Source organism: Taibaiella koreensis (assembly GCF_003545715.1).
In the GTDB taxonomy this organism is placed as follows: Bacteria; Bacteroidota; Bacteroidia; order Chitinophagales; family Chitinophagaceae; genus Taibaiella; species Taibaiella koreensis.
Map to the genome: position 1 here is coordinate 427,628 of NZ_QVNU01000004.1, position 24,224 is coordinate 451,851.

17 protein-coding genes are annotated in these 24,224 nt (G+C 50.1%); 9 read left to right on the top strand and 8 right to left on the bottom strand.

Annotated elements, in window-relative coordinates; translation table 11 throughout:
- Nucleotides 1-2 precede the first annotated feature (2 nt).
- The 5 genes from DZK30_RS15580 to DZK30_RS15600 all read left to right on the top strand — a co-directional run bounded on the left by DZK30_RS15580 (nucleotide 3) and on the right by DZK30_RS15600 (nucleotide 11,481).
- Complete coding sequence (locus DZK30_RS15580) at nucleotides 3-1,274, top strand: tetratricopeptide repeat protein (RefSeq protein ID WP_118975059.1); 1,272 nt, start codon at nucleotides 3-5, stop codon at nucleotides 1,272-1,274.
- Nucleotides 1,275-1,284: 10 nt separating this feature from the next.
- Complete coding sequence (locus DZK30_RS15585) at nucleotides 1,285-5,763, top strand: RHS repeat-associated core domain-containing protein (RefSeq protein WP_162903133.1); 4,479 nt, start codon at nucleotides 1,285-1,287, stop codon at nucleotides 5,761-5,763.
- A gap of 15 nt (nucleotides 5,764-5,778) precedes the next feature.
- Complete coding sequence (locus DZK30_RS15590) at nucleotides 5,779-6,687, top strand: hypothetical protein (protein ID WP_118975061.1); 909 nt, start codon at nucleotides 5,779-5,781, stop codon at nucleotides 6,685-6,687.
- A 140-nt stretch (nucleotides 6,688-6,827) separates the two neighbouring features.
- On the top strand, nucleotides 6,828-8,705 hold the full coding sequence (locus DZK30_RS15595) for a type VI secretion system baseplate subunit TssF (RefSeq protein WP_118975062.1): 1,878 nt from the start codon (nucleotides 6,828-6,830) through the stop codon (nucleotides 8,703-8,705).
- Nucleotides 8,706-9,210: 505 nt separating this feature from the next.
- Nucleotides 9,211-11,481: a T9SS type A sorting domain-containing protein gene (locus DZK30_RS15600; protein WP_162903134.1), complete on the top strand. Its 2,271-nt coding sequence runs from the start codon at nucleotides 9,211-9,213 to the stop codon at nucleotides 11,479-11,481.
- 151 nt (nucleotides 11,482-11,632) lie between these two features.
- On the opposite strand, the gene DZK30_RS15605 is transcribed toward DZK30_RS15600, so the two are convergent.
- The 4 genes from DZK30_RS15605 to DZK30_RS15620 form a co-directional block, all read right to left on the bottom strand.
- Nucleotides 11,633-12,277, bottom strand: coding sequence for an SMI1/KNR4 family protein (locus DZK30_RS15605; protein WP_118975064.1), 645 nt, complete (start codon nucleotides 12,275-12,277; stop codon nucleotides 11,633-11,635).
- 76 nt (nucleotides 12,278-12,353) lie between these two features.
- On the bottom strand, nucleotides 12,354-13,520 hold the full coding sequence (gene tssK / locus DZK30_RS15610) for a type VI secretion system baseplate subunit TssK (RefSeq protein ID WP_118975065.1): 1,167 nt from the start codon (nucleotides 13,518-13,520) through the stop codon (nucleotides 12,354-12,356).
- 2 nt (nucleotides 13,521-13,522) lie between these two features.
- Nucleotides 13,523-14,413, bottom strand: coding sequence for a TssN family type VI secretion system protein (locus tag DZK30_RS15615; RefSeq protein ID WP_162903135.1), 891 nt, complete (start codon nucleotides 14,411-14,413; stop codon nucleotides 13,523-13,525).
- 18 nt (nucleotides 14,414-14,431) lie between these two features.
- A complete protein-coding gene (locus DZK30_RS15620; RefSeq protein WP_118975067.1) occupies nucleotides 14,432-15,346 on the bottom strand; it encodes a hypothetical protein in 915 nt (304 codons plus the stop codon).
- A 276-nt stretch (nucleotides 15,347-15,622) separates the two neighbouring features.
- Between DZK30_RS15620 and DZK30_RS15625 the strand changes: the two genes are divergently transcribed.
- A complete protein-coding gene (locus DZK30_RS15625; protein WP_118975068.1) occupies nucleotides 15,623-16,204 on the top strand; it encodes a hypothetical protein in 582 nt (193 codons plus the stop codon).
- A gap of 35 nt (nucleotides 16,205-16,239) precedes the next feature.
- On the opposite strand, the gene DZK30_RS15630 is transcribed toward DZK30_RS15625, so the two are convergent.
- The 4 genes from DZK30_RS15630 to DZK30_RS15645 form a co-directional block, all read right to left on the bottom strand.
- Nucleotides 16,240-16,782 carry a hypothetical protein gene (locus tag DZK30_RS15630; protein WP_118975069.1) on the bottom strand — a complete coding sequence of 181 codons (543 nt, stop codon included), beginning with the start codon at nucleotides 16,780-16,782 and terminating at the stop codon, nucleotides 16,240-16,242.
- Between the two features lie 99 nt (nucleotides 16,783-16,881).
- Nucleotides 16,882-18,249 carry a DUF5458 family protein gene (locus DZK30_RS15635; protein ID WP_118975070.1) on the bottom strand — a complete coding sequence of 456 codons (1,368 nt, stop codon included), beginning with the start codon at nucleotides 18,247-18,249 and terminating at the stop codon, nucleotides 16,882-16,884.
- 51 nt (nucleotides 18,250-18,300) lie between these two features.
- Nucleotides 18,301-18,759, bottom strand: coding sequence for a type VI secretion system contractile sheath small subunit (locus DZK30_RS15640; RefSeq protein ID WP_205529464.1), 459 nt, complete (start codon nucleotides 18,757-18,759; stop codon nucleotides 18,301-18,303).
- A gap of 284 nt (nucleotides 18,760-19,043) precedes the next feature.
- The gene (locus DZK30_RS15645) at nucleotides 19,044-21,524 is read right to left on the bottom strand and encodes an ATP-dependent Clp protease ATP-binding subunit (protein ID WP_118975071.1); all 2,481 of its coding nucleotides are present in this window, start codon (nucleotides 21,522-21,524) and stop codon (nucleotides 19,044-19,046) included.
- 697 nt (nucleotides 21,525-22,221) lie between these two features.
- On the opposite strand from DZK30_RS15645, the gene tssO (DZK30_RS15650) reads away from it, so the two are divergent.
- Genes tssO (DZK30_RS15650) through DZK30_RS15660 form a run of 3 tightly spaced genes read left to right on the top strand, consistent with a single transcriptional unit; the run spans nucleotide 22,222 to nucleotide 24,172 of the window.
- Nucleotides 22,222-22,716 carry a type VI secretion system TssO gene (tssO, locus tag DZK30_RS15650; RefSeq protein WP_162903136.1) on the top strand — a complete coding sequence of 165 codons (495 nt, stop codon included), beginning with the start codon at nucleotides 22,222-22,224 and terminating at the stop codon, nucleotides 22,714-22,716.
- 2 nt (nucleotides 22,717-22,718) lie between these two features.
- Complete coding sequence (gene tssO, locus DZK30_RS15655) at nucleotides 22,719-23,237, top strand: type VI secretion system TssO (RefSeq protein ID WP_118975073.1); 519 nt, start codon at nucleotides 22,719-22,721, stop codon at nucleotides 23,235-23,237.
- 23 nt (nucleotides 23,238-23,260) lie between these two features.
- Nucleotides 23,261-24,172 (top strand): PKD domain-containing protein, encoded by a 912-nt coding sequence (locus DZK30_RS15660; protein WP_118975074.1) that lies wholly within the window; start codon nucleotides 23,261-23,263, stop codon nucleotides 24,170-24,172.
- The last annotated feature ends 52 nt before the right edge of the window (nucleotides 24,173-24,224 follow it).

Below are 24,224 nucleotides of genomic sequence, written 5' to 3' on the forward strand. Positions count from 1 at the left end.
CCATGAACCCCGTACAACTGGAAATAGTCAAAATAGACCGGCAATGGCAGCAGGAGGTAAAGCAGCACCTCGATACGCCCCTGTTCATCTGTCTGGGCGAACGCCATGAACTCAATCTTTTCGAAGCCTATTTTAAATACCAGCTTTCCGACGAGGGCACCAGCAACGACCTGTTCCTGCTGCACTACCAGCCCTTCGAACAAGGAACCCGCTACGGCCAAAGCCTCATTGACGAATGGAAAGAGGTATATGATCTTTGGCAGGCAGAAGAAGCAAAGCCTATCTCCTGGAACACCGACGCCGGTGAGGCCGGCCGATACCGTACAGATGCCTACAAACCGGTCGTAGCGCTGGAAACGCTGATACGCCAATATCCCCAGCTGAAGACCAAAAAAATATTTGTGCACCTGGCGCCCGCCCGTATCGCCGATCTTAAGGATTTCGGTCTGTGGGTGCAGGAGTGGTGTACTGCTGCGCAGGCACTACCCCAGCTCAAGCTGGTATACGGCGATCATCATGCGCACCGAACCCTGAAGCATGCCGAAGCCCGCAGGGAGTTCCGCCTGCAGATCGATATCGGGCAAATGATGCAGCATGCTGCCGCTTATACCAATCCCCAAAAGAACGAACCGGAAGCCGACTACCAGCAGCAGATCCTGATTGCCAGCAATTTTATCAGCAAAGGACAACACAGCCAGGGCCATACCGCCCTGGAAAGAGCCATCGCTATCGCACAACGACAGGGCAGCAACGAGGCGGAAGCTACCGCACGCCTCATGCTCGCGCAAAGCCTGGCCGCCATAAGGCGTAGGAAAGAAGCCCATCGCCAATACCACCTGGCCCTTGGTGCAGCCGGAACAGAAAGCCTTATCGGTGCACAGATGCACATGAACTACGGCAGCTTCCTGCTTATGGAAGCCCGCAAAGCCGAAGCCCGCTCCTATTTCAACAAAGCTACCGAGATCGCGGAACGTCTGGAGAACGGCTTTATGGCCCTGGAATGCACCCGCATAGCGGGACAGCTATCGGAAAGCAAATGGAACGGGCCGGAAAAAGCCATGTCCTATTACCGGAAATGCATCGAAATGGGTAAGGGCATGCCCCTGGAACGCAGGCGACAAAGCTCCATGGCCTATGTAGCCCTTACGATCGAAAAAATATATGGACCGGAGCATGAGGAAAGCATAGCGCTGGACCGCGATATGCAGGAACACATCGGTGCCGACTGGCGCCAGCTTGCCGTGCTGCCCGATCAATATGCACCCACCAACTAATGAAGAAGCTATGGAAAATGTAAAGCTTATCAAAGCAGCGAAGCCGGTGATGACCAATAACGCCCGGCAGCATGTCAGCAAGCATTTTGATATCGTGCTGGCCATCGACTTCCACTGGACAACCATACCCCTGCCACCTTCTTTCGGTTTTATACCGCTACCCCTGCCCCATCTCTTTATCGGCATGGTATTTGACCCTATGGACTACCTGCATTTCGATATTCCTATTCCTTCTTTCTTACAGGAAAAAATAGGGGCCAAAAGCATTCCCCTGGGCGGATCGATCTATGTGCATGGCAGGCACAAGGCCACCACTACGACCAGCGTGATGGGTGTGTTATTGCCTTTCCGCCATATCTCGTCGATACCCGGCATTTATTTTATCGTCAATATACCCGGTTCTCCGCATGAAGGCGAAGTGTACTGGGGTTCTACTACGGTACTGGCCCAGGGCAGTGAGCTCAGCGGCTCCGATCCGCAGCAGGTGCTTACCTGCTGGTGTCCGCCTATGGGCCTCAAGATGCTGCCCACCATGCCCAATAAGATCAAGAAGAACCCCTTGTCCTATTTTGCCTTCTACAATGATATCCTCAGCATGTATGTGCAGATCAATACCGGCGGCCCGGTATTGGTAGGCGGTACCTTTGCCCCGCATAATTATACCATGACCGAAATGCTGATGCGTTTCGCCGGTATGGCCCTGATCAAAGGCCTGGGTAAATTAGCAGGCGCTCTGGGCAAGCAAGCCTTGAAAGGCGTTAATAAACTGCTGCAAAAAGCTTTCGGCCTCACCAATCCCTTGTCCAAAAGACTATGCGCCTTCGGCCTGGAACCGGTCAATTTCGTTACCGGCGCCATGTTCTTCGAATGGATCGACTTCGAGCTGCCGGGCGGCACCGCGCTGAAATGGGGCAATATCTGGCGCAGCGACAAGCCTTATACCGGTATGATGGGCAATGGCGTGTACAACAGCTACGACCTGTACATCATTCCCGACGAAGAGGCCGGCATCGCGGGATTCAATCATCCCAAAGAAAACATGGTGATGCCGTTGCCTTATATCAAAGCCGGTGCTATGCCTTACTACGACAGGAGCCAGAGGGTATGGATGGAACGTCCTGATGAGCAGACCTGGATCATTACGCTCGACCAGGATGTCTATACCTATCTGCGGCATGCCGGAACAGATGGCGATATATACCGCATCCATTCGATACACTATGCGGAAGGTACACAGCTTGCTTTCAGCTATCATAGGGGCAGCAGTCTCCTCGCTACGATTAAAGACAATACGGGACGGGCCCTTGAGCTGGAATGCGATGAACAGCAAACGCATATCGTGCAGGTGTTTTACCGCTACCAGACTTTGAGAAAGCTCATGGTGCGCTACGATTACGATGAGCATAACAACCTGGTACGGGTTACGGATATCGCCGGTAAGGCGCTCCGGTTTGAATACAACAGCCAAAACCATATCATTAGCCGGACGAACCGAAACGGCATCAGCTATTGCTGGACCTACGATCAGGAGGGAAGAGTGATCCATACACACGGCCCCGAGGGATACCAGGAAGGCCGGCTCAACTATTTTCCCGAACTGGGCTATAACGAGGTGCACTACAACGACGGCCGCGTGCTCAGCTATCATTACGACGAAAATGACCTGCTGTATAAAGAGGTCGACGCCATGGGTGGCGAAACCTTTTATGCCTATACCCGCTTCAACGAACGGCGAATGGTGGCCAGTCCCGAAGGCCGCCTGGTAGGCTATGATTACGACGAACAGGGGAATATCTCGGTTTACCATACACCGGAAGGTGAGCAGTACCAATATGCTTACGATGTTATGAACCGGCTTATCATGCGTTCAGAACCCTCCGGGCTAACGGAAAGCTGGACTTATGAAGGGTTGCGAAAAACGCAGCAGGTAACAAAGGACGGCCGTATCGTTCGCTATCATTACGATGAGGCCACGGGACTACCGGCCTATTGCATCGACGACAAAGGGCGTTCGCTGCACTGGCAATATAACGGACTGCGGCAGACAATATCGGAAACAGATGGCAGTGGTGCTGGCCGCAGCTGGCAATATGATGCTTATGGCCGTATGATGGTCTTCCGCCCTGCGCCACAGCAGGAGCTGCGCTGGCGACGCGATGCCATGGGCCGCATCACGCATTACAAAGGTCCGGGGCAGGATGAGGTCGTTTTTGCTTACGATGCTTATGAACTACCTGTCTACGCTGCCGACAGCAAAGAGGAATGGCAGCTGGAATACACGCCTATGGGTAATGTACGCCGGCAGACGCGTAGCAGCAAGACCAATGCGCGCCATACGCAGGAGCTGGCATTCAGCTACGATAATTATGAGCAATTACAATCGGTCACCAACGAAAAAGGCGACCGGCATACCTTTGGCAGGGATGCCAACAACCAGGTGATCGAAGAGACCGGCTTCGACGGACTGCGACAGGAATATATCCGTGATCGCGATGGCCAATTGTTAAAAACGGTGCTGCCCGAAGGAAAAAGCATTTACCATAATTATGATTTGTCGGGAAGATTGGTATACAACCGTTACGACGATGACTTCTGGGAAGCCTTCAAATACGACCGCTCCGGGCTATTGGAAAGCGCCGACAATCCACATGCTTCTGTACAGCTGCGCCGCAATGCCCAGGGACAGGTAGTACAGGAACAGCAGGGCGATCATACCATCGATTATACCTACGACGCCTTCGGCAACCTGACAGGTCTTAAAAGTGCACTAGGCGCCGATGTCGCCATGTCGTACGACAATCTGGGATATCTTACCGGCATGCAGGCGCAACAGGATGGGCAGGCCTGGACGGCAGCGATCGGAAGAAATGAGCAGGGCGACGAGCTGGACCGCAGTATGACGGGTGGCTTGCAATCCTCATTCGTATACGACCACGAGGGCCGTCCCATCAGCCAGAAGATAACACAGGATGGTCATACCCATTTGCATCGCCAGTACAGCTGGAACAACAATTACAAGCTGGCCACCTGCCTCAATCTGCTCACCGGTGGTAAGATCACTTACGATTATGATAGCCGCGGCGACCTTGCCGCTACCACCTACGACCAAAAAGCGCCGGAATACAAAACAGCCGATGATGCCGGTAATGTATTCCGTACGGCACAGCAACAGGATCGCGTATATGGCGCTAATGGCAAGCTCCTGCGCGACAACGAATGGCACTACCGTTACGATGCCCTGGGCCGGCTGATACTGAAGAGCAAGCGGAACGTCAACGATATGCCGTCAGGCAATATGGATCAGGCATTGTCAGCATCGCAGCAATGGGCATGGACCACCACCGATGCTGCCGGACCGGCAGGAGCTGATCCCGGTACACTAAGCCAGCTGCCCGATACCGCGCCGGACACACCGGAATGGCAGCAGGACGATTGGTTGTATACCTGGTACCCCGACGGCATGCTGCAGGCAGTGAAAGATCCGCGGGGCCGGGAAACCCGCTTTGAATATGATGCCCTGGGCCGGCGTACTGCCAAGATCAGGGACCAGCGTATCCGTCGCTATCTGTGGCAGGGCAACCAACTGCTGCATGAATGGGAATATGACCTGTCTGAGCGACCGCAACTGGTAGTCGACAGCACAGGCAAGCTGGGCCCGGACCGCTCGGAGCCGGTTGGCACAGACCTGATTACCTGGATCTATGAAGGGGACAGCCTCACACCGGTAGCCCGGCTGGCCGGCGGCCAACGCCATTCGATCGTAAGTGACTACCTGGGTGTACCGGTAATGGCCTTCGACGAAAAGGGGCGTAAAGTATGGGCCTGCACACTGGACAGCTATGGCTGTATCCGTACCCTGTACGGCGAGCGCAGCTTCATTCCCTTCCGTTACCAGGGTCAGTACGAGGATGAGGAGACGGGCTTATACTACAACCGCTTCCGCTATTACGACTGCCATACGGGTACTTACATCAGTCCCGATCCGATAGGGCTTGCCGGCAACAACCCTACATTCTATAGCTATACCCACGATCCCAATATTTTTTTCGATCCCTTTGGTCTTACGACCTTCCAGAAGCGCCTGGGCGATTATGGTGAAAACTGGGCCAAACAGCAGCTCAGCAACAACGGAAAATACAAGCAGGTATTTCATGTGCAAAATGCCTCCAATAATGGAATTGATTTGGTAGGTTTGCGGCACGATGGCAAGTTCGACATCTTCGAAGTGAAGACCAATATGTCGGGCGAAGTAGGCAAGCTTTCCCCAAGGCAGGCCGATCCGGCAGCCTTTACGCGGGATGTGTTGGGTCCCAATAAGGCCGGCAATGGCAGCTACGGCATTTCGCCGCAGATGGCCAACCGGATAAAGAACAACATCGGCGAATACAGGCTTATCGATGTATGGGTGCAACGCGGCGAAAAAGGCCGTTGGTACGTAGAGAAAGCTATGGTGTCGGACTGGACCGAGATCGGCAAACTTTATCAATAAACGTAAATATCAATAATGGATCATAAGAAAGTACAGGCTTACCTCCAGGGGATATATAAACAGATTGCGGCCAATGAAGCCAGCATGACAGCCGACGATAGCTTTACCGGCTTCCTCGACACTTCACTGCAGGAGCTGGTGGCCGAAGGCAAAGCCTTATTTACCACCAGCTTTACGGAATTTGGGGAAACATTCACCACAGACTACAGCACTACCGGCTTATTGCATTCAGCAGCTACCTTAAAGATCTATCAGGCCGTTTTATCATATCGCGATCAAAAGGATACCGCAGCCTACCAGCACCTGCTACAGGCTTATGGCCTGATCCTGATGGTAGAGACCGCGGCCCTGAAGGACGGAGATGGCGAAGAGAGCCTGTTCAGCACCGACATAGCGCTGTCGCTGATGCTGGCCCTGACTTACTTTCCTGGCGATGCACCCGGCATAATGCGTTACCTGCTGTTTTACCTGGAAAAGAACCAGGAGCTGATGCAAGCCAAAATGTATGCCAACCGTCTCGGCAAAACCGATCTGCTGCCGCTCGCCCTGTTCCTGGCCGAAGCTGCGGGGCTGGAAGATGCATCTGCCATCAGGCCCTATTGCAGCGACAAGACCGATCCTGCTTATGCCGCTGCTATCCGGGACCTGTATACCACCGAAGAAAACCTGGTCAACCAATGGGTAGAAGACCTGGTTACCTCTCACATCGACAACAGCAAAGATGACTGGACCTTGTCGTTCAACAACATTACCTGGCAATTCTTTCCTATCGAGATCATTGCCCTGCTGGTATTAAGGGCAAAAAAGGGATTGGACAATAGCTTTATCAACAATCCGCTGATAGCGGAATTTCTGCCCTATATCGAAACAGGCGTTGCCGATACGGCTTTGCTGGACCATATCCGGGAGCGTGTGAAGGCCTAACCTTCAAGGGAAAACACCCTTTTCAAAATTTAAATCTTCCTTAAGATTCAGGTAAGCTGAATCTTGATACTTTCGTAACGGATACCGGATCATCGAACTTTTTGGGTGATCCGGTTTTATATGCTAACAATCGCTACGCTATGAACATTGCTATCACCAATCAATTTACCAAGGAAGCGATCAAAGCACGCATGCTGCAGCACGCGGCCAACCTGTGGGGCGTTAAGAATCCCGTAGCACTGGACCCATTTGTACGCCTGCTGATCGAGGCCTTCAGCACCGAGATCTATCGCGCTGCTAACGAGACACAGAATATCGAAGGCCGCATCCTCGACAAGATAGCCCGTATGCTGACCCCTAACCTGCTGACGATGCCTAAAGCGGCACATGCCGTGATGCAGGCCCAGCCGGTGGAACCCCTGCACTTGCTGCATCCTTATACGCACTTTACCTTGCAGAAGAGGATGACACATGGCTTTGGTGGTACACTCCGCAACGAAGAAGTGCAAATAGGCTTTACGCCTGTCGACCATACCTATATCGTCAAAGGCAAGCTGATGGTTATTGCCAACAGTTACCAGTTGTTCTCGATCGACAACTCAGGCTTTAAACAACCTTTATACCGTACCGCCGAACCCTTACCCTGGGCTACCTGCTACCTGGGACTGCAGTTGCATACAGCAGTCGACAACCTTAAAGAAGTATCGCTTTATTTCGATTTCCCTTCTTACGAAAATATGACCTGGCTATACCAACTGCTGCCGCTGTGTACCATCAGCTGCCAGGGCAAGCCGGTCGAAGTGAAGGCGGGCCGGAACTATGTTCAGACCGAAGAGCTATCGCTTGAGCAGGAGATATTCCAGGATTATGACCTGATGCATAAAGTGGCAGAGGAGATCAAGAACCTGTACCAGCATAAGTTCATCACACTGGGCGACTGCCCGATAGACCGTAAGGCCGCGGGCTATCCCGAAGCCTTGCTGAGCCGCTTTGCACCCGAGCAACTATCAGCCAAAGTGCCCAAAGACCTAGTCTGGCTCGAGTTGAAGTTCCCGCCCAATTATGCCTACGATATCCTGGGTAATTGCTATGTGGCCATCAATGCTTTCCCTGCCCTCAACCGCAGCCTCATCAACAATACGTATAGCTATAAAGGCCTCAACAACATATTACCTCTTCGCACCGAGGTGCATGAACGCTTTATGACGGTGCAGCGTGTTACCGACGGCCATGGACGGCAATTCAGCGAAATTCCCTACAGCCGTTCTTCGCAGCACCAGAAAGGCTATTATTCCATTCGCCATGGCGGCGTCGAACGTTTCGACCAGCGTGCCGCGCAGGATATGGTGAATTACCTGCTGGAGCTTACCCGCGACGAGGTGGCCGCCTTTTCCTCCCTGGACCAAACCTTCATCCGTTCTTCGCTCGAAGGCCTGTCGCGACAGCTGCGCCAGATCCAGAACAAATCGGAACAGATCGATAAGTTCATCAAGCAGGCGCCCAGTTACCTGATCGTGGAGCCTTACGATCCCGAAGACAATATACAGGTGGAATATTGGGTGACCCATGGCGAAGAAGCCAACAACATTCGTAGCGGCACGCCCTTCCGCTGCCAGAACAGTCCCGATATCTCGGCGCAGGATATCCTGCTGCTGAGCGAAAGTACAGGCGGGCGGGAACAACTGCAGGCAGGCGAACGTCTCGATGCCTGCCGTTATGCCTTAAGCAGCCGCGACAGGCTCATTACCCAGGAGGACATACGCAATTTCTGTAAGGCCGAGTTGGGCAAAAAGCTGAAGGAGGTGCGCTTTACAAAAGGCCTGGCGCCATCGCCCCATCCTAAGCAAGGCTATATACGTACCCTAGACATCCACCTGGTCCCCTTCCAGTATGGTGAATTTTCGCAAGCCGAATGGGATCATGTAGCCCAGACCTTATTTACCAAGATACGCAACCTGAGCCCCGACGGCACCAATTTCCGTATCATGCTCGACCATCCTCTGGCCAGCGCCTCATAAATCAATTCATAAAGGCTCCTGTTTATAAAGGAGCCTTTGTTTGTTATTAGAGCAAACAATTTGCTGCCGGCGCGTTGCCCCTACTATCGCCAATTACCAAAGCAAATGCAATTGTACCGGTATAGTCGCCGGCGTTGGAATATTTCCAATGATCTGCCTGTAATATGAAGCCTGCTTTAACCGGATTCTTATCATGAACTTTTTGTTCAATTAGGCCTATACGCCATAGCGGTATTGGCACGGTCGGCACGCCCGCGCCTGCAGGGAATATAGATTTATTGCCCGATCACACTTAATCTAAATCCGGCACAGTTAACTCAGGATATAATCCACTTGCCAATTCTCCATTTTCCGGTTCCATTGAATGCCTTTTCTTTGTTTGGAAACACGATCTCAAAACACAAAAAAGACCACAATCCTTACCCAAAGCCTACTCGCATCTTCCTCTCACAGGCTGATGTGCAGGTATCCACAAGCTTCTTCTTATTTTAAACATCAGACCTACATGAAAAAAAATCTATGGAGCTGTTTGCTCCTTTTAGGAGCGGTAACGGCCGCCCGGCCCTCCCATGCACAACAAGGCAAGTGGTATATGCCGCCTTACCATTATGATATGAGCACAGCGTCACCCACTCCTGCAGCGACAACAAGTAACTTTAATGGCGCACAATCTGTTTATAAGCCGGATGGCAGCCTTCTATTTTACATCAATAATACTGCGGTCTACTCCAGCTCAGGTACCCTTACCTGTTACCTCCCCACTTATTATTCGGGCGATGAATATTTTGGCACAGCGTATCAGCTGGGCTCATTGTATCCTAAAATGATTGTGGTTCCGGTACCTTCCGTATGTGATAAATATTATGTCATCTACGCCTTATACGGACCTTTAGGCGCTTCTTCTGTATTTTCGGCGATCATCAATGTATCTTCGGGCCAGCCACAGCTCGATCCCTCCGGCCTGACCGATGTACCCCAGGGTTCCGGCTTTCTTTGGGTACCGGGTGGGCATAAGAATCCCACAAGGATCTGCACCGGCGGTACCTTCGCCGTTTCAAAAACCATCAACGGCATCAATGAACGTTACCTGTTCGGATATGAAAGCGGCAAGCTGAACAAATACAAGATATCGGCTACCGGCATCAACTACGCATCGGTTACCATCGATTTTGCCAACCCTTTTGACAATTACTATCCGCCGAGCATAGAGCTGTCGGCCGACCAACAATATATTGCTACCTGCCCCGGCTCAAGCGACACCAAGCTTTACCAGGCACAGCTGCAGGCAAACTATGAACCCAATGGCAGTCCTGTTTCTACCAGCTTAGGCTATCGCCCGGTAGGTATGCAGTATGATGCAACTTCATCTTATCTTTTTGTAACCGGGGGTACTGCAGGCGTGAGCTGGCATAGCGCTGCTAATCTCAGCACAGGGGCCTTTACCACTATCAGCGGCAGCAGCAGCTATGCCGGCTCTTCACTGGAAATGGGCAAGACCGGTAATATTTACGCCATACAGCAGAGCCCCCACAGTCTGGCCTATATCAGCACCACTATGCCATCACCTTCCATTACGACAACCGGCATTACGGTCAATAGTACTTATGGCCCCAACTCCGGCGGATGGGGTCTGCCTGGCCAGATAGACGGAGAAGACTACAGCTATTTTGGATCGGTGCCGCAGTCGGTAACCAATTATAATGTAAATGGTGTACCTCCCGGTAATACTCCGCCATCGTTCCTGAACGTATATACCTGTTCCGATATCACGCTGAACAATACAAGTACCGGAACACCATCCTATTCATACACCCTGCTGATACAAAGCTGTGATGCTACAGGTACGGCACTGACCGGATCGGGCACCCTTGCCTATTTTGTTTCCATGGTGCACATTCCCGCATCAACTATTGATCTGAAGAACTTACCTTACACTTCAGGCGCCCAAACGACATGGCTGGCTGACCCTGCTCATATAGGCTATTACAAAGTCTCCTTCAAGACACATAATGAATGTGGCAACACCACACCGTACAAGGTGATCTATCTCAAGCTCAATGCGCCTCCTTCGGCCGCTACGATCAATCTCCAGATCAATAACGGCAATACCGGTATTCCCTGTATGAATAAAACCATCAGTACCGCTTGTCCAACAGGCATTTACTCCGGCTCCTATAATATAGGTGCGCCAGGTACTACTTTTGGATCGAATAATATCGCTTCGTATAGCAGGAAAATTGAAGAAGTGGATTGCAGCAACGGGAATGTCCTCTCTCTTTTGTATGAAGATGCCGTCCCCGTTACGGCCAACGGATCAGGCGCCGCGACAGGCCTGGCATTTAATGCTATACCAATTGGCGGAACACCTGGCTACTTTGCCACCCACCCTGTTCTGGGCAAGTGTTACAAGTTCACGCTTACGACATACAATGCCTGCTCCAATGCTTCAGACTGGTCTTACTTTAAGATAGACGGGTATTACCGTCCCGGTCCAACAGGCATCGATAACAAGACAGCCAATGACTATGCCGTTTCTGTTTATCCTGTTCCCGCAGAAGACCTGGTCAATTTTGAATTTACGCTTAAAGATGCTCAGTCGGCAAGTGTAGAGATCTATGATGTACAGGGCAGGTTACAGCTCCGTGAGATGAATATCCTAAAGGGAGCTGGTAAAAATCAGCAATCCGTAAATGTCAGCGGTCTTTCATCCGGCTTGTACATTTACAAGCTTCATATCGGCAGCGAGGTCATTACCGGCCGGATATCGAAACGCTAATCTGTTTTAGATTTCAACATGCCCCAAGGGCTGTTACAGGATGCAGTACCCCAAAATTGTCTCAATTTTGGGGTACTGCATTTGTTGGCTTCCAAAATATTACACGGCACCGCGGGCGGTACGGCAAAACAAGTCGACCCGTAGCGACCACCTACTTCTTGCTTTCCAGCTCCCGCTTCGCCTTCAAATAAGTTTTCAGATCGATCTCTCCCCTGTCCCTTGCCTGTTGTAGCTGTGCCAATTGTTTCCGGAGGTTAGCTGTCTCGTTTAACGGCTGGTCCGGCGGCGCTGCCCGGGCATATAGCTCGGCTTCAATATCCGTCGTCTTGCTTAGCACCTCTTCGAGAGAATCGCCGAGTATCACCGCCTCTTCTGCAAAAGGATTTCCGGAGGCAACGGCTATAACGGAAGGGTTATCTGGCATCCTGAAATCGTAGGCGTAAAAAATGCCGCCGCCATTGAACGCTATAGGCAGGAAATAAGGCAGATATTGAGGGAAGCCATAAGCAAAATAATAAGACCTGATCTCGTCCAGGCCAAAAAAGCCGAACTCCCTTTCACCATTGACGATGGTACCGCCATTAGCGTAACGCAACAGCTGCAATAGCTCTTCAGGCAGGGAAAGTACCGTAGGGATGTACAGCGCGGGATTGTTTACAAATTGCGGGTACAAGGTGGCTATACCCGGGTAACGTTCCAGCTCCTCTTCCGAAAGCGGCCGTGTAAAGAAATCCGGGCCAGGTGTTTCAGTTAATCCTTCCTGCTTTGAATGGAATGTAAGCTTATCATACCACATAGGCCGATCTTTACAACAACGGCGCCAAGAAGCATCTTAGCGCCGTTAGGAGAAAAAAATATAGTATCGCTATAGTTTAGTCCAGGATATTCCAGCCTTTGCGATCCTTCGTTACTTTCGACAGCACTTCTTCTTTCACCACGATGTTCTCCTTACGCAGGCCGATGTATTCGAGCGTATTGAGCTTGCGCCATATGGTGAGTATATGCCGCAGCATATCTTCTATGGCAGCAAAGTAGGCGCCGTTACTGTAGTGGTCGTAATTGATCTCGATCACCTCCGACAGCTTGTTGGAGAAGATAACAGGCGTGATATCGCTCCATTCGAAAAAATAATTCAGCATTTCTTCCTTCTCGCTTTCCGGTAAGGACTGGATAAAGGAGAAGAGATAGTTGGCCAGCTGGGCCATAGCATCGACCAGGTACACCGGCGGCTGCTGGTGCACAATATTCCGCAGGTTGAAATAATGCGCTGCGCAGTAGTGGAGCACCGACTGGCAGGTTTGCTTAATGTTCTGCGCTACCGTCGATTTCTGGTTTTTGTAATTGATCTTTTGAATGATCTGCAGCGAAATATTCTGAATATCGCTCAGGTATTGGGTAATGTCGCGGTAGTACTTTACCAGCCGTTCGCTGCTCATTACCGTAGTGCAGGGTGGAATAAAATTCTCGTCTTTATAGAATTCATTGCCGCTCTTGCGTATACGCCCGATCACCAGGTGATAGGCGCCAAGCTCGGCTGTATTGATGCTGTTGGCATGGGCTACCTGCACTGTGTAGCGGGGTTGTGTATACGGCTGCCTGATGGGGATCTCCTCAGGATCGGGATTGCCATACATTACTTTTTCAAACAGGTTAACGACCATGATCACGTAGAAGTATTCCGTGTCGCGGCTCTCCAACTCCTGCCCGTCTTCTTCTTCCAGCACATCCGACAGGCGTATATATTCCTTAAGGCTCTCCTGGGCAATTTGTATCCGTACACCGCCTGGGGTAAGGGCCTGGCAATAGTTGATGGTGATCTGGAGCTGGTTGGTCGTCGTTTTGCTCACAACATAATCGCTTAGCTGCGCGCCGCTGCCGGCAAGCGGTGGCAGCAACCCGAAATTGATACGATTCACACCCAATGAGGCGGTGTCCCGTACCTGGTCGATGAGGAAATTTTCGGTATCAATAAAATGTTCCTTATTCACCTTCATCCCATCGGCCCAGTTAACGGCAAGGTATTTCTGAGGTATAATCATGGTTAGTTGTTTTGACTGGCTACTCTGTGAAAATATTCTTCCTGGTGCTCCACCACCCGTTTGGAGGTGATGGTAACATGCTCTTCTATCTTGTTCTGCGCTATGGTCTGATCGGGATCCAGCAGACGGCGGCGATGGAAGAACGACCGCTTGCAATAGAAGACCCAGCCATGCATATCGCCGTCGTCCCTGGCATAAATAATGGCTGAATTGGGGAATTTATAATTGTAATCATCTATAAACTTACGGAACCAATCACCAAAGGTGATATCGGCCGGCGCCTTGGCCTTTACCCGCAGGCGATCTACGTCGTCGGGCTGGCGGCTGAACTCCAGCTCCAGCACCATGAGCTTATTGAAATCGAGACCGTCAAAATTGATCTCATCCACGTTGCCCCTGGGGTATTGCCACACTTTGTATATCTCGAAGGGTATGGCGATAAAGGCTGCATAAGTCCAGTAAAAAACCAGTGGCAGGAAAAAGGCCAGTAAGGATGTGGCACCGATATAACCGTTGTGGGCATCGTTGAACAGGTTGTACACGACTGCAAACAGGTAGCCTCCGAGTGTTACGATCACCAGCATTACCGATAGCTGCATCACAAGCTTATATTGCTGCACATCTTTTCGGATATACTTATCATAAAAATGGACGAAAGCCACACCCAGCAATAGGTAGATCACCTGGGCAATCATATAGTACCAGGGTGCAAAGGTAGATTGTACCAGGCCAAACAAGCCAGGAATGGCCATTACGAGGCTATACAGCAGCACAAATACGATCAGCTTGCGGTTACTCAGTAGCTGATTCTTCTTTTTCATGACCACCATGAGGCTGCCTACGATAAGGACAATCAGCGGCATCAGGAGGTATTGTAGAAAAATAGTTTTCAAACTCATAGTCATAGCGGGCTACAGATAAAAGGTGTACCCCAGGCGTCCCGAAGCAGCATCGGGAAGCAGGGCTGTTTGTGGTACAGGTTCAGATTGAATAAAATAGCTTACAAAAATATTGGCCGGGACAAAATGCTCGCAAAGAATATCGAGCAGCTGGGTAAAACCCGATTGCGGCAGCACCGATATTGTAAGATACTCCGGCACCGGTCCGATATGGATATCCCAGCCAAACATGCCGTCGTACTGGTTGCCCGAAAAATTGCTGTCGATGCCCAGGGCCGCTTTACCAACTGTAAAACTGTCAAGCACCTCATCAATCCTGCCCGAGACATAATTTTCTTTTATCGTGACAGGAAAGCCGGTAAGAAAAGCCATACATTTTTCGGTCCACTCACGGTTGCCTCTTACTTCGTTCAGGATGGGAAGAATATAAATGAAGCTCAACGCAGTACTGTAGGGCAATTTGCTGATCACCGGCCAGCCTTGCTCAAAAAGACGGTACAGGTTATCATAGCTGCCTTTCTTTTCGTACATCAGTTCCAGCATCAGCGCCTGCATTTCCAGGTAAGGCGCTTCCTGCTCAAAGGGCTTGAAGAAAGTACGGGCCTCCCTTTCCTTTTTGCGCTGGACCTTGATCTCCTCTACGATCTCGTCCTGGCTCTTACCCAGTCCGCCAAGCGTAGGCGGATGAAATACGTTTTCGGGCACAGCTTCGTAGATGCTCTGCCGGAAACTTTGCAATACGGTATATTTATCAAGATTGTACTGGCTAATGTCTTCGTAGCTCCGGTATACATCCTTGGTATGGGTTCGGGGCGTACTGCCGAGCCGGTCGATAATGATCTTGCTTACATCCTGCTCCTCGGCCAGCAATTGCGTTGCAATCACTTCGGCCTTGAAATCGGCTGCCATTTTCTGAAGGATGTTCATGCGGTCAACAAGGGTTCAGGATGATGTTTGGATAGGCCGGATACCCTGCTGCAAAAGTAGGCAACCTGTAAAAATTGTACCCGGCGATATTCGTCTATTTTGAGTTAATATTTCCTTATAATCAAACAACTAGGTATGGATAAAGTTGCAGGCCTTATGTCATGCTTTTACAAATGTCTGTCACCTGCGCTCTCTTTTCCTTACACAGTTCATAAGCTTTATAAAAAAATAATACAACCATGAAAAATCTGGGAAATATTACTTTCTTTGCAACTTATGCACAGCAAGGTCGTCATCATCAATGCCTTTGAGCCGGAAGACTTCTTTATCGCGCAGCTTTCAAAAGCCTACGATAACGCGATTGTCGAGAAAGGGATCTCGGCCGAATTGTTGTTTGTCAACAATATGAACTTTTCATTTACCCCGTTTCCCGATCAATATACTTACGAAACCCTGGAACCCGATCTGCAAAAGAGCGTCGATGCGATCAAAGGCGCTTCCACGGTGGCTTTTTTTACTTCGGCCAACAGGGACAAGGTTATTCCTATCTTCACCCAATACGTCGCCCGGCTGTTCCATCTTAAAGAGGGTACCGTAAACAAAGATATCTGGGGCTATATCGATGCTTACAGCAAGATCCTGCGCATCATCACCGTGCTCGACGATCCGGATACCTGGAAGCAGTTCCGCAACAACCGCAAACCTTCGCTTGTGCCTATGCCCAAGATCAATTTCGGACTTTTCGGCTTCGGCCAGATCTTCAGCCGCACTTTCGGCTATCTCAAAGAAGGCTATGTGCTCAATGAATACGCCCAAAAGTCCATAAAAGCGATGCGGATCATGGCCGAAAAGGACTAAGACTAACGCTTTCCTGCCAGCAGGCATCCACGCCCTTATTTCCCCATCTCATGGATGCTGGCCGACTTCAATACAAACCGGAAGGAATCGTCCAGGGTAAGGTAGGCAGCCGAATCCCGCGCCGGCACTACAGGTGCATTGCGGGTCCATTCCCAGCGCAGCTTATTAATAGCAGCCAGCTCATCGCTGCTATCCGGCGCCGATAGGAAAACGATCATATCCTCATGACCTGACGAAGGCTTACCACGGCTGATATAGTAAACCATATGCCCTGCAGGCGCACCTTTCCATACTTTATTGACGCGAACCCCTACATAATAAAAGGGTACCCTTACGCCGTGAATGGTGCTATCCACAGTTTGTACCGCACCGCTGAGCACCAGGTTGCTGCGATCGGCCGCTTCCGTAGCGCTTATAGCGTCCGCGCTTACTTTGACGGTCGCGGCAGATGAATCGCTATCGGAATACACCGGAAGCGAAAGCGCCGGTTCGTTCTTTATCGTATAATCGGGTTGTTGCTGGCCGCAAGCAACCAGCAAGATACAGCCAAGGCTTATCGAGGTCTTTTTCAGGTTCATTTTGAGGTAATATCCAACGGAGCATGATTACGGATAGCACAAGGAGCTGCCACCATCGGCGGAACAGCTCCCTGCAAGGTCCGGGACGGGCAAGGCTGCCTAGCTTTGTTCGTATTCCGTATTCCAGTCGGTACCTTCATCACCTTTATGACCATCGAGCTTGATCACGAAGCTCTTCGCAGGGAAGTACGGTGTGATGTGTACGTCAAGCCAGATACGGTCTTTATTTTTTTCATCCTGCTCAAAGCGGACGATCTTGAATTTCTCGATCAATTTGGAAGGACCTTTCACGCTATCGAGATAGTTCACGATCTGGCTGCGCAGATCGGCCTCGGTTTTCGAATTCCAGTTCTCGAAAGCACGGCGGTTCAGGAAGTCGAACAACACTTTGGTGATGTAGTCAAATACCCGCACTACAGAATACGTTTGCAGGCCTATGTTATCGCCGTTAAACAGGGTCTTGGCCGAGAAGGCCATTACCTTACCATATTCGCTTACCATAGGTACCAGGCCGATCTTCTCCAGGTGGGAGATCTCCGATTTTTTCAGCTTGAAACGTACGGCATCCACTTCGTTCATACCGCCATGCTTCTTACCGGCAGTTACCTGGCTCAGGAGCGTGTAGTGCATTTTGCCGGCAAGGGAGCTAGAGCCGGGCAGGAACACATCTTCCTCCTCGCCCACCTCATCGGCTTTGCCGCGGCCTACAAGGTAGTTGCAGGTCATGATCACATTGCTGCGATGGAGCTCGCCACCCGTCAGGTTGGCGCCGTCAAACATTTCGATCACGTCGTCGGGCTTATCGAGATTGAGGAAGTCGGTAACCAGCATTACCTTATTATCATTGGCGATCTTAGCCCACTTTTCTACTACCTTGTTGGAACCGAGATAGCCGGGCAATACCAGCAGCGAATAATTGTCGCGCAGGTCCAGGCGGTCGTAGTTCTGCTTCATTTCGTCGGCCACAAAGTCGATAAAGTAAGGGTTATCGAGATCTCTCATCTGGTCAAGAGAAGCATTCAGCACGACCACGTTATTCACTTTATCCGATTCCGTGTTCTTGTAGAACTGAGAAACCGTACGGTAAGCCGTTTCCAGGTTACGGGTAGTATCCAGGGTCTGCTTCAGGTTTTCCTTCATGGTCTTTTCGGCCGCTTCGGCTTCTTCCTTACATTTCGCCGCCATTTCGGAAGTTTCGCTACCGCCCTCCAGCACACCGATCCAGAGCTTCAGGGTCTGGAGCAGGTCTTCACGGTCTGTTTTTTTATCGGCATCCTTCAGGAAGATCTCCTTGCGGGCTTTGCGGTCGGGATTAAGGTTGGCGATACCGTCGATACAGCTTTCGAGAAAAGTGAAGCCGCCGGCTTTGGCTAGCTTCTGTATGGATTGCTGCAGGCTCTGCTCTTCTGCAGGTGCAAACTGTTTTTGGGCTACCTGGTTTGTTTCCAGTGGATTGGTAGAAGACATAACACAATTAATTTAAAAGAATAGTTTAGGGTTCCGGGTTATTGACCAGGCTTATGCTTCAGCCGAAGCTTCCAGCTCACCGGCAACCTGCCGCAGGGCGTTCACGATCGCCTCTTTTGTTTCTGCATTAGCCAGCATAGTTTGCAGCACTTTATTGGATTTCAGCTGCTTCATGATCTTGGTATATTGCTCCTGCTGTATTTTCAGCGTGTTGAGAAAAGCACTCTGGCGGGTAATGCCTTTAGGGGTAAAATCATCCAGCTTACCGAACTTCATCGTTTCCCTGATCGCTTCGCCCTGCGCGGTCTGCATTTCCACTTCGATAGAGGGTTTGAAATGACGGAAGACATCTTCAAGCGTCTTAAGACCTCCTACGGTTTCGGGCTGGATGGGCTCATCGGCAGTGAGCTGCGATACCAGCATGGTCTTATTCGCCTGGATCTCATTGATCGCCTCATTGGCATCTACTTTAACTTCATTGCCTCCGACTTCATAATTGAACATTGCCATGTTATCTGTTTTTATTGATGATGTAGTTTGTATTTCATTTGTAATGTTGTTCCCATCGCTTTTCGCACCAAAGCTGCCGGAACGAAAAAAATGTTTGATCCGGTCCCAGAACGTCATGATAATCTTATGTTTCAGTATATTAAGATAAGCGCAAACCCGCTACCGCAAAGACTAAAAATTTCCTAACGAAAGGCAACGCCCCACCCGGCCGGTTACCTATATTGATTACGAATACAATAGATATTTATTTTATTTGGCCGGCGAAGCATGCTAACAAAACTTTATCAGTCCACTTGCCATACCAGCTGCTGTGCCTCATCGTGGCTTAATCGCAAGGTATTGCCTGCCTTTACCTCGCCGCCTACGATCATACGCGATATGGGCCGGCGAATCTGCTGCCTTATGGTACCGCCGATCTGCCGCGCGCCGTACTTCGGTGTAAAGCCGCTCAGGGCCAGCATTTTCCGGGTATCGTCGCCAATTACCAGCTGGATGTTCTTTTTCCGGAGCACCTCTTCCAGGCTACGCAGCTGGATGCTGAAGATCTGCACGGCCATCTCTTCCGTAATGGGGCCGAAGGGAATGATCTCCGTGATACGCGCCAGGAATTCGGGGCGGAACTTGCCGCTCATCCGTTCCATCAACTCATTGGACGCCGGTATCTTTCCTTCGTTGAAACGGTCGATGATAAAATCGCTGCCGATATTGGAGGTGAACAAAATAAGCGCATTGCTGAAGTCACCTTCCTTGCCCAGTTTATCGTGAATATGCCCTTCGTCCATGATCTGCAGGAATACATCGAACACCGATTGGTGTGCCTTTTCAATCTCATCAAAAAGGACAACAGAATAGGGCTGCTGTCTGATCTTATTGACCAGCATGCCTCCCTCCTCATAGCCTACATAGCCCGGAGGCGCGCCATACAGCAAAGCTGCTGAATGCTCTTCCTTGAATTCCGACATATCGAAGCGGATCATTGCCTTTTCATCGTTGAACAGCAGCTCGGCTATCGACTTGGCCAACTCCGTTTTACCGGTACCGGTAGGGCCCAGCAGGAAGAAGGAACCAATGGGCTGCCCCGCCTTATTGATCCCGCTACGGCTTTCTACAATAGCCTCGCTGATCACTTTAAGCGCATGCTCCTGCCCTACCATACGGCGTTTGAGATAATCCTCCATGTTCAGGAGCTTTTCCCGCTCCTGCGTTTGTATCTTGCCAATAGGAATATTGGTTTTACTGGCTACCACGGCGGCTACCTCAAGCGGACCTACGCTTTCCTTTTTCTGCAACGACAGCTCTTTCAGCCCCTGCAGCATACGGTCGAGGTAGGCAATGAAATCGGCAACAGTGTCGATCTTCTCCACTTCGGTCTCATCAATCAGGGCGCCCAGCAAAATGGGGCTCATCCGGCTTTTGAGCATGCGGTGAAACCAAACCAGTTCTGCAAGCTTATCCTTTTCCGAAAGCTGATCGTCATGTTTCAGCTCATCATATTGTATTTCCGCTGTGGCCAGCTCCTGCTCCGAAGTTTCGTCCATCATACGGATCGCTGCCATGGTACGGTCGAGCAGGTCGAGCGCGGCATCGGGCAGGCGTTTGTCTTTGATATAGCGCTTGGCCAGGCGCACACATTCCGGTATCGCAGCGGGCTGTACGCTTACCTGATGATGGCTTTCGTAGTGCGGCACCAGCAGCTTTACCATTTTTTCCGAAGCCTGCAGATCGGGTTCGGCGATCTGTAGCAGCTCAAAGCGACGGTTGAAGGCCTGCTCGGGCTCAATGATCTTCCGGTATTCATCCAGTGTGGTCGCGCCGATCACGGTAATTTCTCCCCTGGCCAGCTCCGGCTTCAGCAGGTTTCCCACACCGCTACCCATAGGCCCTTTGGCGTCCAGCATCACATGCATCTCATCGACAAACAGGATTGCTTTATCAAACTGCTTCAGCTCGGCAATGATCTTCTTTACCCGGTCTTCCACCTCGCCTTTATACGAGGCGCCCGCCATAAGCGCGCCCAGGTCCAGCTCCAGCAGTACGGCTTGCTGCAAGTGCAAGGGTACTTGCTGGTTCACGATAGCCAGGGCAAAGCCGTCGAGCAAAGCCGTTTTACCCACGCCGGGTTCTCCGGCTATGATCACATTGGGTTTGCTCCGGCGTCCCAGTATCTCGATCATTTGCCGGGTCTCGCCCTCACGGCCGATAATGGGGTCGAGCTTTCCTTCCCTGGCCATTTGCGTTTTGTCTTTGCAATACTGCCTTATATTGGTGGTGCCGGTGATCGTGCCATCGTGCTGCGGCAGGCCGGCGCCCGGCGATGGTATACCTGGAACACCCGTTGAAACGTGGTACAACGACATAAAATCGGCCTCGCGCAGCGGTAACGATTTCAGTTGCTCGGGGCTAAAGCCGATCCTGGGCTTTACCAGGGCCGCCAGCAGGCACAAGGCCGATACTTCGTCATAACCGAATTTGAGCCGTATATCGTCGGCCTCCTCGAGAACGGCGTCGATCGCATCGTCGGGTGCGGGATCATCGGGCAGCACACTGGTCTTGGGATACTCGTCTATCCGTATTTCGGCCCAGTCTCTCAGGTAGGCAACGTCTTTACCTGTCGATTCCAGGAAGCCTGTAAGGCCGGAATCTTTATGCATCAGGGCACGCAGCAGATGCGGCGCACCGAACTTTTCATTATAGTTTTCCCGGGCAAATGCCTTGGCGATATGGAAAACAGCGTGAACGCCTTCGTTAATGTACACAGAATTCATGCCTCTTTGTCAGTTTTTATAGGGTTTACTTATCGGCAAAATCTACCGCAACTAAAAGTTAAAAATAACTTCTAATGTTAATTTTTCTGAAGGAAAACCATTGAAGTGTAAAAATTGTTCGACGGAAGGGCAAAAATATCCTGGAAACCTCCTCGTAAATAACTCTTTAAACTGCAGACAAAAATAATGAGCGTGAATTGTGTCATGCGTTAATTTATTGATAATAAACGTGTCCCAATAGCAACCAAATTTTAACAATTTAGGCTTTCATGAATCTGAAAATAGTCAATAAACAAATTTACACCAATTATTTCACTATGAAAAAAAGGAAAATAAACGTTTGATATATTGATCTATTTAAAAATTATTTCATTAACAAATTGACCTAAAACCGAGGTCCAGACCAATATCGAATAGTTGTTATATTTAAGTTAACTTGATTTTAAAGCCGATTTGCTATTAGTTTTGTCCCTGAAACTACCTTGAAAAGGTATAGATACAGCTCAAAACAGATATTGATCATCCTTTTTTAAATAACATACTATAGCTATATATAATTATTGACATTAATTAATCAAACAACATCAAAAGGTATATCACGAAAAAATAAACATGACTAATTGTCAACAACTTACAAACCTTTTTACAAAAGAAATGTTTGGGAAAGATCACCAGGCATCAAACGAATAAAATATACATGATCGCGTTAAATAAAGCTGAGATCAGAAGTACATCGGCCCGCTTCTGGACCCTTTTCGGAATATTGTTGCTCAGCACCCTCATCATTGTTTACTTCTTCATATGGTCGGCGCAAAAAGAAAGCGAAGATTATATTGCCAAGATCCAGGAGAACCGTTCTGCGATGAATAAGCAGATTGCTCTGCAGCCCCGGATCGATTCCCTGTACAAGCTGATGCTGGACCTGGACCGGAACGACAAATACAATTATATTTTCCTCGAGGCCTATATCCGGGAGCAAAGGGGAAGCGTGAGACAATTGATCGGCTCCGACAGCGCTACCCGGTTCAGCGGCTATACCCGGCTAATCAATCACCTGGACGAGCAGATCCTGCTACAGGATACCATCATCAAGCTTAAGAACAATATCGAAGATCTGCGCAGCGATATTGAAGACTGTAAGGTCAGGAACAAATCCCTCAGTAAGTCACTCATCAGAACCTCACGCCAATAGTTATGGAAGAAACGATAAAAATGAGCCGCAAGGAAAAACGGCATTACCTGTGGTATCTGATCGCCCTGTATATCGGCTCTGCTGCCATCTTTAGCTGGATCATTTTCCTGGGTGTACCCAACCCTTTCTCTTCCATTTCCAACCAGGAAAGAGAACAATTGAACCAGGCCAAAATATTCGAGGCCCGGCAGATCGAGGCGCTGCAGATCTATGATACGGTGATGCAAAAGGTGACAGCGCTGAAAAGCAATCCTGGTAACCAGATTGTCGAGGCAGACATCGAGCAGCGGATCAATTACCTCAACAGCCTGAATGATGGTCTGCCCAACCGTGATATGCGCACTTACGGCTTTTACCAGATGGCAAAGTATCTGAACAACCACTTTCAGAACGCAAAGATCCTGCGCAAAAAATCGGAGAATATTCAGCTTTTCGAAAAGCAGCTGAGCGATTGCCGTATCGGTTACCAGCAAAACGAGCAATATATGAACCAGATCCGGGCTGCACAGTCCGGCCGATAAAACCAGAAACAAAATCTACCCCTATGTTGTGGAACAAAAACACCAGTAAAATTGTAGGCATTACCCTGCTTGTTGCCGCGCTTGTCGTTCTTGCCATTTTCGGCATCCGCTCCTTGCTGCCTACCAAAGGAAACCTGAAATCGGGCGTATACCCGCGTGTGGTCGACGTCTCCGACAGTATTTATTATAGCGATTCGTCCGATTTCGGTCGACAGTACCGGTGGGTCTTCGGCGATGGTACCCAGTCCTTTACGCCCGCCGGCCGCCATAAATACAATGCTCCCGGCAATTATACAGTTGTTCTTACCGTCAACAATAAATTCACCGACACTTTTTTTGTTTCTGTAACAGGAACAGCGCCTACTTTTAGCTTGACCGATTCCCTCATTACTATTGACGCCAAGGAGCTGGCAATGCAGGGCGAGAACATCGTATTTCGCGCCAAGGGCCAGGGCGCTACAGAATTTGTCTGGGACTTTGGTGATGGCAGCAGCCCTGTAAGCACCACCAGCGATATGGTACAGTATGCTTATCCCAGCGACGGGGAGTTTGTAGTACGACTGAAAACACGTAGTACGGAATACCCGGTAACCCATAAGATCACCATTGTCCCCTCTTATAAAGCAGAACGGGACAGCCTGGCCAATCTCGATGCGATCTATCAGCAGTATGAGAACGATTTCAAATATCATCTGCAGCAAATCGCCGACGGAGGCGATTTTGACCAGCATTACTATTACCTGCTCAGGAGATATCTCTGCGGCAACGAAAAAGCCGTAATGAAGATCAACGACCAAAAGATCAATGACTTCAATACCTATTGTCTCAACCTGCAATTTGCCAAAAATATCCTGATCCAAAGCGTGAAGCTCGTACCCGATAACGATATCCATTGTATCAAGATGGCAGAAGTAAAAACAGACAAAAAACTGTAATCCGCCGCCCTGGCAGCATAAATCCAAACATTCACGAAACGAAAACAACATA

What these genes read in the sequence shown, in the direction of transcription:
- DZK30_RS15580 (WP_118975059.1), top strand. Translation starts at nt 3, where the DNA reads ATGAACCCCGTACAACTGGAAATAGTCAAAATAGACCGGCAATGGCAG.
- DZK30_RS15585 (WP_162903133.1), top strand. Translation starts at nt 1,285, where the DNA reads ATGGAAAATGTAAAGCTTATCAAAGCAGCGAAGCCGGTGATGACCAAT.
- DZK30_RS15590 (WP_118975061.1), top strand. Translation starts at nt 5,779, where the DNA reads ATGGATCATAAGAAAGTACAGGCTTACCTCCAGGGGATATATAAACAG.
- DZK30_RS15595 (WP_118975062.1), top strand. Translation starts at nt 6,828, where the DNA reads ATGAACATTGCTATCACCAATCAATTTACCAAGGAAGCGATCAAAGCA.
- DZK30_RS15600 (WP_162903134.1), top strand. Translation starts at nt 9,211, where the DNA reads ATGAAAAAAAATCTATGGAGCTGTTTGCTCCTTTTAGGAGCGGTAACG.
- DZK30_RS15605 (WP_118975064.1), bottom strand. Translation starts at nt 12,277, where the DNA reads ATGTGGTATGATAAGCTTACATTCCATTCAAAGCAGGAAGGATTAACT.
- tssK (WP_118975065.1), bottom strand. Translation starts at nt 13,520, where the DNA reads ATGATTATACCTCAGAAATACCTTGCCGTTAACTGGGCCGATGGGATG.
- DZK30_RS15620 (WP_118975067.1), bottom strand. Translation starts at nt 15,346, where the DNA reads ATGAACATCCTTCAGAAAATGGCAGCCGATTTCAAGGCCGAAGTGATT.
- DZK30_RS15625 (WP_118975068.1), top strand. Translation starts at nt 15,623, where the DNA reads ATGCACAGCAAGGTCGTCATCATCAATGCCTTTGAGCCGGAAGACTTC.
- DZK30_RS15630 (WP_118975069.1), bottom strand. Translation starts at nt 16,782, where the DNA reads ATGAACCTGAAAAAGACCTCGATAAGCCTTGGCTGTATCTTGCTGGTT.
- DZK30_RS15635 (WP_118975070.1), bottom strand. Translation starts at nt 18,249, where the DNA reads ATGTCTTCTACCAATCCACTGGAAACAAACCAGGTAGCCCAAAAACAG.
- DZK30_RS15640 (WP_205529464.1), bottom strand. Translation starts at nt 18,759, where the DNA reads ATGGCAATGTTCAATTATGAAGTCGGAGGCAATGAAGTTAAAGTAGAT.
- DZK30_RS15645 (WP_118975071.1), bottom strand. Translation starts at nt 21,524, where the DNA reads ATGAATTCTGTGTACATTAACGAAGGCGTTCACGCTGTTTTCCATATC.
- tssO (WP_162903136.1), top strand. Translation starts at nt 22,222, where the DNA reads ATGATCGCGTTAAATAAAGCTGAGATCAGAAGTACATCGGCCCGCTTC.
- tssO (WP_118975073.1), top strand. Translation starts at nt 22,719, where the DNA reads ATGGAAGAAACGATAAAAATGAGCCGCAAGGAAAAACGGCATTACCTG.
- DZK30_RS15660 (WP_118975074.1), top strand. Translation starts at nt 23,261, where the DNA reads ATGTTGTGGAACAAAAACACCAGTAAAATTGTAGGCATTACCCTGCTT.